The sequence below is a fragment of the Isoptericola sp. NPDC055063 genome (assembly GCF_053608125.1).
In genome coordinates this window covers 290,386-304,344 of the sequence record NZ_JBSGUW010000004.1, presented here as the reverse complement: position 1 = coordinate 304,344, position 13,959 = coordinate 290,386, and the positions used below count along the sequence as shown (strand labels likewise).

10 protein-coding genes are annotated in these 13,959 nt (G+C 75.0%); 5 read left to right on the top strand and 5 right to left on the bottom strand.

The window, feature by feature from the left end:
• Positions 1-77: 77 nt before the first annotated feature.
• Positions 78-1,553: an amidase gene (locus tag ACWF41_RS07090; RefSeq protein WP_380325995.1), complete on the bottom strand. Its 1,476-nt coding sequence runs from the start codon at positions 1,551-1,553 to the stop codon at positions 78-80.
• A gap of 119 nt (positions 1,554-1,672) precedes the next feature.
• Here ACWF41_RS07090 and ACWF41_RS07085 point away from each other — a divergent pair, with 119 nt between their 5' ends.
• From ACWF41_RS07085 to ACWF41_RS07075, 3 genes are all read left to right on the top strand, one after another.
• Positions 1,673-2,245: a GNAT family N-acetyltransferase gene (locus tag ACWF41_RS07085; protein WP_380325998.1), complete on the top strand. Its 573-nt coding sequence runs from the start codon at positions 1,673-1,675 to the stop codon at positions 2,243-2,245.
• A gap of 159 nt (positions 2,246-2,404) precedes the next feature.
• A complete protein-coding gene (locus tag ACWF41_RS07080) occupies positions 2,405-3,907 on the top strand; it encodes a peptide MFS transporter (protein ID WP_380326001.1) in 1,503 nt (500 codons plus the stop codon).
• 71 nt (positions 3,908-3,978) lie between these two features.
• Positions 3,979-6,096 (top strand): CocE/NonD family hydrolase, encoded by a 2,118-nt coding sequence (locus tag ACWF41_RS07075; protein ID WP_380326004.1) that lies wholly within the window; start codon positions 3,979-3,981, stop codon positions 6,094-6,096.
• Between the two features lie 3 nt (positions 6,097-6,099).
• Here the strand turns inward: ACWF41_RS07075 and ACWF41_RS07070 are convergent, their stop codons facing one another.
• The 4 genes from ACWF41_RS07070 to ACWF41_RS07055 all read right to left on the bottom strand — a co-directional run bounded on the left by ACWF41_RS07070 (position 6,100) and on the right by ACWF41_RS07055 (position 10,817).
• Positions 6,100-7,020 (bottom strand): LLM class flavin-dependent oxidoreductase, encoded by a 921-nt coding sequence (locus ACWF41_RS07070; RefSeq protein ID WP_380326007.1) that lies wholly within the window; start codon positions 7,018-7,020, stop codon positions 6,100-6,102.
• Between the two features lie 114 nt (positions 7,021-7,134).
• Entirely contained in the window at positions 7,135-8,169 is a 1,035-nt protein-coding gene (locus ACWF41_RS07065) for a MaoC family dehydratase (RefSeq protein ID WP_380326049.1), read from the bottom strand.
• Positions 8,166-9,521, bottom strand: a complete 1,356-nt coding sequence (locus ACWF41_RS07060) for a 3-oxoacyl-ACP reductase (RefSeq protein ID WP_380326046.1) — start codon at positions 9,519-9,521, stop codon at positions 8,166-8,168. The genes ACWF41_RS07065 and ACWF41_RS07060 overlap by 4 nt, the downstream gene beginning before the upstream one ends.
• 9 nt (positions 9,522-9,530) lie before the next feature.
• On the bottom strand, positions 9,531-10,817 hold the full coding sequence (locus ACWF41_RS07055; protein ID WP_380326052.1) for an acetyl-CoA C-acetyltransferase: 1,287 nt from the start codon (positions 10,815-10,817) through the stop codon (positions 9,531-9,533).
• Between the two features lie 199 nt (positions 10,818-11,016).
• Between ACWF41_RS07055 and ACWF41_RS07050 the strand changes: the two genes are divergently transcribed.
• Both ACWF41_RS07050 and ACWF41_RS07045 read left to right on the top strand, forming a co-directional pair.
• A complete protein-coding gene (locus tag ACWF41_RS07050) occupies positions 11,017-11,766 on the top strand; it encodes a TetR/AcrR family transcriptional regulator (protein WP_380326043.1) in 750 nt (249 codons plus the stop codon).
• On the top strand, positions 11,763-13,850 hold the full coding sequence (locus ACWF41_RS07045; RefSeq protein WP_380326040.1) for an acyl-CoA dehydrogenase family protein: 2,088 nt from the start codon (positions 11,763-11,765) through the stop codon (positions 13,848-13,850). Before ACWF41_RS07050 ends, ACWF41_RS07045 begins: the two co-directional genes overlap by 4 nt.
• Positions 13,851-13,959 lie beyond the last annotated feature (109 nt).

The following is a 13,959-nucleotide window of genomic DNA, read 5'->3' as shown; positions in this document are numbered from 1 at the left end:
GGGGGGGTTTTCCCTTCTCTGGCAGGAGAGGGGGCCCCCCCCCCCCCCCCACAACGACCGCCCGGGGCCGCGACGGGTCACCAGGCCGGCGGGCGCCGCTCCGACCAGCGCAGGCGGTCCTCGAGCTGGGCGGCGAGCGCGAGGAGCGTCGGCTCCCCGCCGGGGCGGCCGATCAGCTGCACACCCATCGGCAGGCCGTCGTCGGTCCAGTGCGTCGGCACGGTGATCGCGGGCAGCCCCGCCACGTTGAGCATCGACGTCCACGGCGTGTACTGGCACTGCTGCTCGAAGTTGCGCTCCGGGTCCTCGGCGTCGAACCAGCCGATCGGCCGCGGCGTCAGCGCGAGCGCCGGGGTGACGACGGCGTCGAACCGGGACACCTGCGCGACGAGGCGGCGCTCGAACGCGGTGAGCGCGCGCAGCGCCTCCGCGAGCTGCCGCGCGGGCACCTCGCGGCCGCGGCCGATCAGCCAGCGGGTGAGCGGCTCCAGCCGGTCGAGGCGCTCGGGGTCGTCGAGGGGCACGGCCGAGGCGCCCACCATCCACAGGGTGCGGAAGGCGGGGCCGTACGTCGGGTCCGGCTCGAGCGCCAGGCCGTCGATCTCGTGCCCGAGGCCGGCGAGCGCGGCGACGCCCGCGTCGAGCCCGGCCCGCGCGGCGTCGGACGTCGTGATCGCGTAGAAGTCGTCCCACGCCGAGTCGGTCGTCACGGCCACGCGGAACCGCCCGCGCACGTCCTCGCCGCCCCCGCCCGCCACCTCGCCCCGGCGCGCCGCGGCCAGGTAGTCGCCGGCGCGGGCGGACGGCGCCCGCAGCGTCAGCGGGTGCGCGACGCGGCCGTCGGGCGTCCAGGTGAGCATGCCCTCGAGCAGCAGCGCGGTGTCCTCGGTCGTGCGCGCGAGGGGGCCGTTCACCACGAGCCCGCCGAGCGACTCCTGCCCGGACCCGGCCGGCACCAGGCCGCGGCTGGGCTTGAGCCCGACGACGCCGCACGCGGCCGCGGGGATGCGCACCGAGCCGCCGCCGTCCGACCCTGCCGCGCAGGGCAGCAGCCCCGCCGCGACCGCCACCGCGGCGCCTCCGCTCGACCCGCCGGCGCCGAGGGACGGGTCCCACGGGTTGCGCGCGACGGGCCCGGCGAGCGGCTCCGTGTACGCGGGGAAGCCGAGCTCGGGCGCGGTCGTGCGGCCCAGGCTGACCATGCCCGCCGCGTCGAGGACCTCCACGATCTCGTCGCTCACGGGCGGTACGACCGCGTCGGCCCCAGCGAAGGCGCGCGAGCCGAACCCGGTGGGCACGCCGGCGCGCATCCACAGGTCCTTGTCCGCGCCGGGCAGGCCCCACAGGGTGGCGCGGCCGTGCGCGCCGTCGCGCTCGAGCCGGGCGGCCCGCTCGCGCGCGGCGTCCGGCGTCACCGAGACGAACGCCCCCAGTCCGGGGTCGGCCCGCTCGATCCGCGCCAGGAAGTGGTCGGCCACCTCGGTCGGGGTGAGCTCTCCCGCGCGCAGCAGGTCGCGCAGCCGGGCGGCGGTCATCTCGTGCAGGGCGTCCATGCTCCGCACGCTACCCACGGACCAGCCCTCCCAGGCCGCCGAACAGGCGGTTGGCACCGGTATCGCGCCGATCTTGGACGTGTTCCGGCATCAATTGCCTGGTCGGCGAAGATGGGGCCGTGACCCACGACCTCGTCCTCGCCGGCCACGGCGTGCGCCTCGAACCCCTCGGGCCGCAGCACGCGGCCGCGCTGTTCGCCCTCGTCGACGCCGACCTGTGGTTCGGCATGACGTCGCCCGTCCCCGCGACCGTCGCGGACCTCGAGGCGTGGATCGTCTCGGGTGTCACGACCCCGGGCACGACCGCGTTCGCCGTCGTGGGCGACGACGGCGCCGTCCGCGGGTCCACCCGCTTCTACGACCGGGCCGAGGGTCGCGTCGAGATCGGCGCCACGTTCTACGGGCGCGGCTGGTGGGGCGGCACGACGAACCCGGCCTGCAAGCTGCTCCTGCTGGGTCACGCCTTCGAGGAGTGGGGGCTGCGCCGGGTGGCGCTGCGCGCCGACTCCCGCAACGCGCGCTCGTGCGCGGCGATCCAGCGGCTCGGCGCGAAGCCCGAGGGTGTGCTGCGCAAGCACCGGGTCGCCGCCGACGGCTCGGTGGGGGACACCGCCTACTTCTCGATCGTCGACGACGAGTGGCCCGCCGTGCGCGCCGGGCTGCTCGAGCGGCTGGGGGCTCCGCAGCCCTGACCCGGGGCTCGCGACGACCTCCGCGGCCGTTCAGCGCGTCGCGGACGGTGGGCGGTGGGACCCTGGCAGGGGGGAGAGCGGGTAGGGTCGACGGCCGGTCCGGACCGGGCGTACGTCGTCGGCTCGCGCCGCGCCCCGTTCCCGAGCCCTGGAGAGCCTGTGACCACCGAGGACGCGCCCGTCGCCACGCCGGAGCCCGAACGTGCGAGCCGGGACGAGCGGGGCTTCTTCGGCCACCCGCGCGGCCTCGCCACCCTGTTCAGCCTCGAGGTCTGGGAGCGGTTCTCGTTCCTCGGGATGCAAGCGATCCTCGTGCTGTACTTCACCGCGTCGGTGGCCGACGACGGCCTGGCGATGGACCCCGGCAACGCGGCGTCGATCGCGGCGGGCTACGGCACGATGGTCTACCTCGTGTCGGTGGGCGGCGGCTGGGTGGCCGACCGCGTGCTCGGCTCGTACCGCAGCGTGCTGTGGGGCGGCATCCTCATCGCCGCCGGCCACTACACGATGGCGATCCCGGCCGAGGCGTCGACGTGGGCCGGCCTGGTCCTCATCAGCCTCGGCACGGGGCTGCTCAAGCCGAACGTGTCGACGCTGGTGGGCAAGCTGTACTCCACCGACGACGACCGCCGCGACGCCGGGTTCGCCCTCTACTACATGGGCATCAACGTGGGTGCTTTCGTCGGCCCGCTGATCACGGGGTGGCTGGGTGCGGAGGTCGGGTGGCACTGGGGCTTCTCCGCCGCCGCGATCGGCATGACGGCGGGGCTGATCCAGTACGTCGTCGGGCGCCGGCGCATCCCGGGGTACGGGCGTGGGGCGGAGGCGCCGCTGCCGCCCGACGCCGCCCGGCGGACGCGCTGGATCCTCGTCGGCGCGGGCGCCCTCGTGGTGGTCGTGCTCGTGGTGCTGGCGCTGCTCGGCCGGCTGGACGTGGACGGGGTCGTGGACGCCCTCACCGTGATCGCGATGGTCGCGCCGGTCGTCTACTTCACGGTGATGTTCCGCAGCCCGCGCGTCACGGGCGCCGAGCGCGGCCGCCTGCGCCCGTTCCTCGTGCTCTGGCTCGCGTCGGTCGCGTTCAACTTCGTGCTGTTCCAGGCGTACTCGGTGCTCATCCTGCTGGCCGAGGACCACGTGCAGCGCACCATCTTCGGCTGGGACGTCCCGTCGGCCTGGTTCAGCTCCTACCTCGGGGCCGCGGAGGTGCTCGTCGCGCCGCTGGTCGCCGCGCTGTGGACGTGGCTGGGGCCGCGGCAGCCGCACGCGTCCAAGAAGGTGGCGTTCGGCGCGCTGCTGGGCGGCCTGTCCTACCTGGTGCTCGTCCCGGCGGTGAGCGGGCAGTCGGGCGACTGGCGCATCGCCGTCTGGTGGCTGCTGGTCTCCCTGACGCTGCTCGGACTCGGCGACGTGCTGCTGCAGACCACCGGCCTGTCGGCCACGACGAAGCTCGCCCCCGCCGCGTTCTCCAGCCAGTCGATGGCGGTGTGGTTCCTGTCGATCGCGCTGGCCAACGGCATCCAGGCGCAGACGGTCCGGTTCTACGGCGAGGTGCCCGATGGCGTGTACTTCGCCGTGAACGGCGCCGTGCCCGTGGCCGTGGCGATCGTCGTCTTCGCGCTGTCGCCGTGGATGAAGCGCACCATGCACCCCGTCCACTGAGGCACCCCGTCCACTGAGGCACCCCGTCCACCGAGCCCCCCGTCCACTGAGCGCACCCGCCGGAGGCACCCATGCGATACGTCACCGACCTGCCGTACGAGACCCGCGTCGAGGACCTGTGGATCCCTCTGGCCGACGGCACCCGCCTCGCCGCGCGCGTCTGGCGGCCGGTGGACCCGACGCCGGTCCCCGCGATCCTCGAGTACCTGCCGTACCGGCTGTCGGACTGGACGGCGCCCCGCGACGCCCAGCGCCACCCGTACTACGCCGGCCACGGGTACGCGTCGGTGCGGGTCGACATCCGCGGCAGCGGCAACAGCGACGGGCACCAGGACGACGAGTACTCGCCGACGGAGCTGGCGGACGGCGTGGCCGTGGTGGAGTGGCTGGCCGCGCAGGAGTGGTGCGACGGGTCCGTGGGGATGTTCGGCATCTCGTGGGGCGGCTTCAACTCGCTCCAGATCGCGGCGCTCGCCCCCGAGCCGCTCAAGGCCATCGTCACGGTGTGCTCCACCGACGACCGGTACGACAACGACGTGCACTACACGGGCGGCTCCGTGCTCGCGGTCGACATGCACGCGTGGGCGGCCACGATGCTCGCGTTCTGCTCGCGGCCCCCGGACCCGGCGTACGTGGGGGAGGGCTGGCGCGCGCAGTGGCTCGACCGGCTGGAGCACACCGAGCCGTTCGTGCACACGTGGCTCGCCCACCAGACGCGCGACGACTACTGGCGCCACGGCAGCGTCATCGAGGACTACTCCACGATCTCGGCGGCGGTCCTCGCCGTCGGCGGATGGAACGACCCGTACCGCGACACCGTGCTGCGGCTGGCCGCGGCGGGGCAGGACGGCGCCCTGCGCGCCCCGGTGCGCGGCATCCTCGGCCCGTGGTCGCACCAGTACCCGGACCGCGGCCTGCCGCCGGGCCCCGCCATCGGCTTCCTGCAGGAGACGCTGCGCTGGTGGGACCACTGGCTCAAGGGCGCCGACCGGGGCGTGCTCGACGACCCGCCGCTGCGCGCGTGGGTCAGCGAGTCCGTGCCGCCCGCCACCGTCTACGACGAGCTGCCCGGCCGCTGGGTGGGCGAGCCGTCGTGGCCGTCCCCGCACGTGGCCGTGCGCGAGCTGCCGCTGGCCGCCGCCGGGCGGGACGACGACGTGCCCGCCGCGGCATTGCGCACCGCGGCCCCGACGGTGGAGGCGCTCGCGGGCGGCCACCCGGTGCCGACGTCGTGGCTCGTGGCCTCGCCCTCGCACACGGGTGTGGACGCCGGCCGGTTCTTCCCGTTCGGCAACGACGCCGACCTGCCGCCCGACCAGCGCGAGGAGGACGGCCGCTCCCTCTGCTTCGACTCCGCGCCCCTCGCCGAGCCGCTGGAGATCCTCGGCCGCGCCCGGATCCGCCTGCGTCTGACCTGCTCCGGGTCGAAGGGGCAGGTCGTGGCGCGGCTGTGCGACGTCGGCCCGGACGGCGCGTCGACGCTGATCACGCGCGGCGTCCTCAACCTCTCGGCGCGGCGGGGGCGCGACCGCGCGGTGCCGTGGACCCCGGGCGCCACCGAGGAGGTGTCGTTCGAGCTGACCGGCACCGGGTACGCGCTCGCGCCGGGCCACCGCCTGCGGCTCGCGCTGTCGTCCGCGTACTGGCCGTGGGTGTGGCCGCAGCCGGGCGGCGCGGTCCTGGCCGTCGCGGTCGGCGACGGCGCCGTCGAGCTGCCGGTGCACGACCGCGCGGCCGCCCACCCGCCCGTGGTGTTCGAGGAGCCGGAGCAGGCGCCGCCGCTGGGCGTGGTCTTCGGGGACGCGGACGCGGCCCGCCCCGAGCGTCGCGTGGTCCGCGACGTCGCCGAGGGATCGTGGCTGCTCGAGGTGGACCCGCGCTACGGCGGCACCCGCACCTACCCGGACGGCCTCGAGTTCACCGAGGACGCGCTGGAGCGGTACTGGATCGGCCCCGACGCCACGAGCGCCCGGACCCGCTCGGACTGGACCGTGCGGCTGCGGCGCGCTCCCGGCGCCCCGCTGCCTGCGGGCATGGCGGACGGCTGGGACGCGAGCGTCGTCACCCGGTCGGAGATCACCTGCGACGAGCACGTGTTCGTCACCGAGAACGAGGTGGTCGCGCGCGACGGCGACGGGGTCGTCTTCGAGCGGCGCTGGACCCGCACGATCGCGCGCACCGCGGGCTGACGCCTACCGCAGCAGCGGCGCGACCTCCTCGCCGAGGAACGCGGCGAAGCCGTCCAGGTCGGGCTCGTCGAGGGTCGGCTGCGCGACGACGGTCGTGACGCCGAGGTCGACGAAGCGGCGCAGGCCGTCCGCGACCTCCTCGGCGGAGCCCCAGGTGGCGTGGTCTTCGAGGACGTCGTCGGACCCGGCGTCGACGTCCCAGCGGGCCAGGGAGCGGCGCAGCCGGTCGGCCGCGCCGGGGCCGGTGGCCACCTGCGCGAAGGCGACCGTGCGGAACGGGTGCTCGCCGTCGGGCGTGGACTCCGCGACCGGCGGCAGGCCGGCAGCGGCGCGCCCCTCGTCCACCAGCGCGACCGCCTGACGGGCCCCGGCGACGCCCGTGTCGCCGTCGATGACGACGCCCTGGGCGACCTCGCCCACCAGTCGCAGCGTCTTGGGCCCCTTCGCCGCCGCGACCACGAGGGGCGCGACGGCGGGCGGCCAGTCGAGGGCGACGCCGTCGAGCGTGACGTAACGGCCGGAGGCGGTCACCTTCTGGCCGGCGAGCAGGGCCCGCAGGGCGCCGACCTGCTCGCGCATCAGCGTCAGCGGCGAGCCCACGCGCGCCCCGACCTGCCCCATCCAGTCCTGTACCCCGTGCCCGACGCCCGGCACGAAGCGGCCCGGGAACATCCCGTCGATGGTCGCGGTCTCCATCGCGGTGAGGGCCACGTTCCGCAGCGGCAGCGGCATGACACCGATCCCCACGGAGAGCCGCTCCGTGGCGGCCAGCATCGCGGCGGCGGCGCTCGGGCCGGACTCGAGGAAGCAGTCCTCCCACAGCCACACCTCGTCGAGGCCGGCCGCCTCGGCGGTGCGGGCGAACGGGACGAACCGCGAGGGCGGGTTGCCGTAGGGCGCGAGGATGCAGCCGAGAGTCGCCATGCGCCGATCCTGCCGCACGCCTCCGCCGCCGAACAGGCAGTTGACACCGTTATCGCGCGCTCTCGGGTGCGATAACGGTGTCAACTGCCTGTTCGGCAGGCGGGCGGAGCCCGGTCAGAGCGGGGTGACGGTGCCGCGGAAGTGCTGGCGGCCGCGGCCGCCGTTCCAGCCGACGTACGCGAAGCCGGGGGTCCCGGGCTCTGGCGTCACGGCGACGTCGACGGTGCCCGGCAGCAGCACCGGCGAGGCGAACTCGACCGTCCACCGGTACGCGTCTCCGCGGGCGTTCCCGACGTCGGCCAGCGCGCGGGCCGCGGTGTACATGCCGTGCGCGATGGCGCGGGGGAACCCGAACGCCTTGGCGGACAGGGCCGACAGGTGGATCGGGTTCCGGTCGCCGGAGACCGCGCCGTACGCGCGGCCGGTGCCCGGCCCGAGCGCCCAGCGGCCGGTCGGCAGCGGGGGCGTCCACGTGCCGGCGGGCGCGCGCTCCTCGCCGTCCTCGGGCTCGTCCGTCGCGGCGTCGGAGGCGTCCGCCTCCGCGGTCCACGGCAGGTGGAACCCCTTGGCGAGGTAGGTCGACACGCCGCGCCACACGGGCGCGCCGGCCGTCTCGTCCTGCCGGCGCACCTCGGCGACGAGGTCCACCTGGACGCCGCGCTTGTGCGGGCGCAGGTTCTCGGCCCACGCCCGCACCTCGAGCACGTCGCCGAGCACCACGGGACCGCGCACGACGACGTCGTTCGCGAGGTGCACCATGCCGAGCAGCGGCAGCGGGAAGTCGCCGCGCACCATGACCGCCGTCGCCAGCGGGAACGCGAGCACGTGCAGGTAGCCCGCGGGCAGCACGTCGGTGACCGGCTCGTGCAGCAGCCGCTGGTAGTCGTGCAGGTGGTGGGCGAGGTCCGCCGTCGGCACGCCGGTGACGCGGTAGGCGACGCCGGGCAGCGTCAGGGGCGGCTCCTCGCCGTCCCCCTCGCCGGACCTGCCCTGCCCGATGACGGGCAGCCCCGGCATCGCCCGGCCCGCGGCGATGCGGCCGGACGTGGCGGCGCCGCGCGCGTACAGCCCGCCGAGCCCGGGGAGGGTCGGCAGCGTCTCGACGCGCAGCGGCTCCCCGGCGCTGGTGGCCGGCGCGGCGGCCGTCACCGCCCCACCAGGTTCTGGCCGCACACGCGCAGCACCTGGCCGTTGACCCCGGCGGACGCGGGCGAGGCGAGGAAGACGATCGCCTCGGCGACGTCGACCGGCTGGCCGCCCTGCTGCAGCGAGTTGAGCCGGCGGGCCACCTCGCGGGTGGCGAACGGGATCGACGACGTCATGTCGGTCTCGATGAAGCCGGGTGCGACGGCGTTCGCGGTGCCGCCGCGCGCGGCCACCAGCGGCGCCGTGGCACGGGTGTGCCCGATGACGCCGGCCTTCGAGTAGCCGTAGTTGGTCTGGCCCTTGTTGCCGGCGATTCCGGAGGTCGACGCGAGCGAGACGATGCGCAGCCCGTCGACGCCCTCGCCGCCGTCGAGCCCGAGCAGCTGGTCGTTGATCCGCAGCTGGGCCTCGAGGTTCACGGCGATGACGGCGTCCCACTGGGCGGGCTTCATGTTGGCCAGGAGCTTGTCGCGCAGGATGCCCGCGTTGTGCACGACGACGTCGAGCCCGCCGTGCCGGGTGCGCGCGTGCTCCAGGATGCGGCGGCCCGCGTCGTCGCTCGTCACGTCGAGCTGGAGGGCGGTGCCGCCCACCGCGTTGGCGGTGCGGGCCAGTCCCTCGCCGGCGGCGGGGACGTCCACGCAGACGACGGTCGCGCCGTCGCGCGCGAGGGTCTTCGCGATCGCCGCGCCGATGCCGCGGGCTGCGCCGGTGACGACGGCGACCTTCCCGGCCAGGGGTCGGTCCCAGTCGGCGGGGGCGTCGGCGTCGGCCGGTCCGACCGGAAGGAGCTGGCCGTCCACGTACGCGGAGCGGGCGGACAGGAAGAACCGCAGCGTGGCGAGCACGGAGGTGCCGTCGACGGCGGCGCCGTCGGTGAGCACGATCCCGTTGCCGGTGGCGCCCGCGCGCAGCTCCTTGGCCAGCGAGCGCAGGAAGCCGTCGACGCCGTTGCGGGCCGCGGCCAGGGCCGGGGCGTCGCCGTCCGCGGCCGCGCGCGAGACGGTCACCACGCGGCCGTTGGTGGCGAGCCGGCGCAGCACCGACCCGACGGCGAGCACCGCGGGGGAGGCGTCGGTCGGCCGCGCGACCTGCGTGAGGACGAGCACGACGGCGCCCCAGCGCGCGTCGTCGGTGGGCTGGCGGCGCACGTCGAGCCCCCAGCCGAGCAGCTCCTGGGCGATCGTGTCCGCGTCGCCGGTGGAGGCGTCGTCCGAGACGACGAGCACCGGCCCGACGGTGAGCGGGTCGCCCGCGCGGAAGCGGCGGAGGATCGCGGGGCGCGGCAGGCCCAGCTTCTTCGCGAGCGTCTTGGTGAAGCCGGAGTTGACGGCCTTGGTGTAGGAGTCGGTCACGGGTTCCTCTCAGACGGACTCGACGACGGCGGTGGCCCCGAGGCCGCCCGCGGCGCAGATGGAGATGAGGGCGCGGGCGGGCTTGCCGGTCTCGGCGGCCTTCGCCGCCACCAGCTTCGCCGCCGTGGCGAGGATGCGCCCGCCGGTGGCCGCGAACGGGTGGCCCGCGGCGAGGGAGGAGCCGTTCACGTTGAGCTTGTCGCGGTCGACGCTCCCGAGCGGCTCGTCGAGCCCGAGCTCCGCCTTGCAGTAGTCGGCGTCCTCCCAGGCGGCGAGCGTCGTGAGGACGGTCGACGCGAACGCCTCGTGGATCTCGAAGAAGTCGAAGTCGCCGAGGGTGAGGCCGTTGCGGGCCAGCAGGCGCGGCACCGCGTGCACGGGCGCCATGAGGAGGCCGTCGTGGCCGTGCACGAAGTCGACCGCCGCGGTCTCCGCGTCGACGAGCCGCGCGAGGACGGGCAGGTCGCGCTCCGCGGCCCACGCGGCGGACGACAGCAGCACGGTGGACGCGCCGTCGGTCAGCGGGGTGGAGTTGCCCGCCGTCATGGTCGGCTCGGCGGGCTCGGCGAGGCCGCGTCCGAAGACCGGCTTGAGCTTCGCGAGCTTCTCCAGCGAGGTGTCCGCGCGCAGGTTGTCGTCGCGGGTCAGGCCGCGGAACGGCGTGACGAGGTCGTCGAAGAACCCGGCGTCCCAGGCGGCGGCGAGGTGCTGGTGGCTGGCGAGCGCGATCTCGTCCTGCGCGGCGCGGGAGATGCCCCAGCGCGCGGTGGTGATCGCCTGGTGCTCGCCCATCGACAGCCCGGTGCGGGGCTCGTCCGTGGCCGGGGTGAGCGGCTTGAGGTCGGACGGGCGGACCTTCGAGAACGCCTTGAGGCGGGCCTGCAGCGTCTTGGCGTGCGAGGCGTCGAGCAGCGCGCGGCGCAGCCCCTCGCTCACGGCGACGGGGGCGTCGGAGATGGTGTCGGAGCCGCCGGCGATGCCGGACTCGATCTGGCCGAGTCGGATCTTGTTCGCCACGGTGATGGCGGCCTCGAGCCCGGTGGCGCACGCCTGCTGCAGGTCGAAGGCGGGCGTCTGCGGGGAGAGCGAGGAGCCGAGCACCGACTCGCGGATGAGGTTGAAGTCGCGGGAGTGCTTGAGGACGGCGCCGCCCACGACCTCGCCGATGCGCTCGCCCTGGAGCCCGTAGCGGGCGACGAGGCCCTCGAGGGCGGCGGTGAACATCTCCTGGTTGGAGGCGTCGGCGTACTTCTTGCCGGCCCGTGAGAACGGGATGCGGTTGCCGCCCACGATCACGGCGTCACGCGGGGCGGACGAGCTCGCTTCCCGGGTCGCGGACGACGCGTCGGCGCGTGAGGCGTTCGAGGACGACGTCCGGGAGGTGCCGGACGGCTTGCGTGTAGCCACAGGGATAGATCCTTCACTCCGTCGGTCAGGTAGGACTCACAGTACCTGATACTCTCAGTCTCGTGAGACGAGTCACAAGGTGCGGCCGATGACGGCCGCGGAGCAGCTCGACGCCCGCTCGAACCAGGATTCTCGATCGGCCCTCGACGGTCGCTCGACGCGCTGGGACGACCATCGTGCCGCGCGGCGGGCGCAGCTCGTCAACGCCGCACGCAAGGCGGTGCACCGCGGCGGGCCCGGGGTCTCGATGGACGAGATCGCGTCCGAGGCGGGCACCTCGAAGTCGATCGTCTACCGGTACTTCGACGACAAGGCGGGGCTGCGCCTCGCCGTGTCCGCGCACGTCGTCGCGACGATGCACGACGCCCTCCGGGAGGCCGCCGAGGCGGCGCCGAGCCCGCACGCCGCGCTGCGCGCGATGGTCCGCGTCTACCTCGAGATGATCGAGCACTCGCCCAACGTCTACTGGTTCGTGACGCGCACCGCCATCGGCGGCAACGAGCCCGCGCCGGGAGCCGCCGGGACCGGGCAGGTCGAGGCGCTCGGCGCGTACCTCGACTCCGTCATCGAGCTGGTGGCCGAGCCCTTCGCCCGCGCCGTCCAGGTGGCACCCGCCCTCGCGGCCGCGTGGGCCGCAGGAGCCGTCGGCTTCGTCCGCGGCGCCGGCGAGTGGTGGCTCGGCCACGAGGGCCCCGGACGCCTCACCCGGGAGGAGCTCACCGAGCAGGTGACGCTCTGGCTGTGGACCGGCCCCGTCGGCGTCCTCCACCACGAGGGCGCGACGCCTCCCCCGACCTTCCCGACCTCCAACCCCGCACACCCGCAGGAGAACCGATGACCACGACGTCCGACCGTCCCGCGACGACGCAGGCCGCACCCGCCCCCAAGGCGACCCCGCGCGTCGACGTCGCCGGCCTGTCCGAGCAGCTGCTCGGTCGCTGGCCCGAGTGGCGTCGCTACGCCCGCGAGCGCGCGACCGACCCGACGTTCTGGAAGGACGAGTCGCTGTCCATGGCCGAGCACCGCGAGCGCGTGCTCGAGCAGATGAAGCTGCTCGCCACCGACGAGCGGCACCAGGTGTGGCTGGGCTACCCGACGCGCCTCGGCGGGGCGGACTCCCCGGGCGCGAACCTCGCGGGCTTCGAGGAGCTCGCCGTGGCCGACCCGTCGCTGCAGATCAAGGCGGGGGTCCAGTGGGGCCTGTTCGGGTCGGCGATCCTGCACCTGGGCACGCCCGAGCAGCAGGACCGCCTGCTCCCTGGCGCGATGGACCTGTCGGTGCCGGGTGCGTTCGCGATGACGGAGATCGGGCACGGCTCGGACGTCGCGTCGGTGGCCACGACGGCCACCTACGACCCCGAGACGCAGGAGTTCGTCATCCACACGCCGTTCCGCGCGGCGTGGAAGGAGTTCCTGGGCAACGCGGCCGTGCACGCCACGGCGGCGACCGTCTTCGCGCAGCTGATCACGAACGGCGTCAACCACGGGGTGCACTGCTTCTACGTGCCCGTGCGCGACCCGGAGACGATGGAGTTCCTGCCCGGGATCAGCGGGCACGACGACGGCCTCAAGGGCGGCCTGCGCGGCGTCGACAACGGTCGCCTCGCCTTCGACCAGGTGCGCATCCCGCGCGCGGACCTGCTGGCCCGCTACGGGGCGGTCGCGGAGGACGGCACGTACTCGTCGTCGATCGACAGCCCGGGTCGCCGCTTCTTCACCATGCTCGGCTCGCTCGTGCAGGGCCGCGTGTCCCTGGACGGCGCCGCGTCGACGGCCTCCAAGCTCGGCCTCGCCATCGCCGTGAAGTACGGCGCCGAGCGCCGCCAGTTCACGTCGGCGTCGCCCATCGAGGAGACGGTGCTGCTGGACTACGCGACGCACCGCCGCCGCCTGTTCCCGCGCATCGCCGAGACGTACGCGACGCACTTCGCGCACGACCGCCTGCTCGACCTGTTCGACGACGTCTTCTCCGGGGAGAAGGACACCCCGGAGAACCGCGAGGACCTCGAGACGATGGCGGCGGCGCTCAAGGCGACGTCGACCACGTTCGTGCTCGAGACCCTGCAGGAGGCCCGCGTGGCCTGCGGCGGCGCGGGCTTCATCACCGAGAACCGCATCACGAGCCTGCACCACGACATGGACGTGTACGCCACGTTCGAGGGCGACAACACGGTGCTGCTGCAGCTCGTGGCCAAGCGCCTCGTGGGCGACTACGCCAAGGAGCTCAAGGGCGCCACGTCGACCCCCGCCGGCATCGCGCGGTTCGTCGTCGACCGCGCCGCGGACGCCGCGCTGCACCGCACCGGTCTGCGCCGGGCGGGGCAGGCGCTCGCGGACGCCGGCGACCCGCGCCGCGCCGCCGGCCACCTGCGCGACGCGGAGACGCAGCGCGAGCTGCTCGCCGACCGCGTCGCGACGCTGGTCGAGGACGTCGCGATGGGGCTGCGCCCGGCGCAGAAGGCCGACCCGGCGACGGCGGCCAAGATCTTCGACGAGAACCAGGTGCAGCTCGTCGAGGCCGCCCGCGCGCACGCCGACCTGCTGCGCTGGTCGGCGTTCACCGACGCGCTCGAGCAGATCGAGGACCCGGGCACCCGCCGCGTGATGACCTGGGTGCGCGACGTCTTCGGCCTCACGCTCATCGAGCGCAACCTGGCGTGGTACCTGATCAACGGGCGCCTGTCCGCGCAGCGCGCGCGCACGGTCACGTCGTACGTCGACCGCCTGCTCGACCGCCTGCGCCCGCACGCCGTCGACCTGGTGGACGCGTGGGGCTACGGGCAGGAGCACCTGCGGGCGGTCATCGCGTCGGGCATCGAGGCGGAGCGGCAGGACGAGGCGCGCGCGTACTACGCGCAGCAGCGGGCCGACGGCACCGCGCCGGTCAGCGAGAAGGCGCTCAAGAAGCAGAAGCGCTCCTGACGCCGGTCGCCCCGGACGCCGGGGGGGGGGGGGGGGAGGGAGGGCTGGGGGGAGGGAGCGGCGACGCTCAGCGCGACCGGGGCGGGCGCGCCCCCCTCGGGGGCGTAGA

Bases quoted from the DNA above. Each gene is read 5' to 3' on its own strand.
- ACWF41_RS07075 (WP_380326004.1), top strand. From the start codon at position 3,979: ATGCGATACGTCACCGACCTGCCGTACGAGACCCGCGTCGAGGACCTG.
- ACWF41_RS07050 (WP_380326043.1), top strand. From the start codon at position 11,017: ATGACGGCCGCGGAGCAGCTCGACGCCCGCTCGAACCAGGATTCTCGA.
- ACWF41_RS07045 (WP_380326040.1), top strand. From the start codon at position 11,763: ATGACCACGACGTCCGACCGTCCCGCGACGACGCAGGCCGCACCCGCC.
- ACWF41_RS07070 (WP_380326007.1), bottom strand. From the start codon at position 7,020: ATGGCGACTCTCGGCTGCATCCTCGCGCCCTACGGCAACCCGCCCTCG.
- ACWF41_RS07090 (WP_380325995.1), bottom strand. From the start codon at position 1,553: ATGGACGCCCTGCACGAGATGACCGCCGCCCGGCTGCGCGACCTGCTG.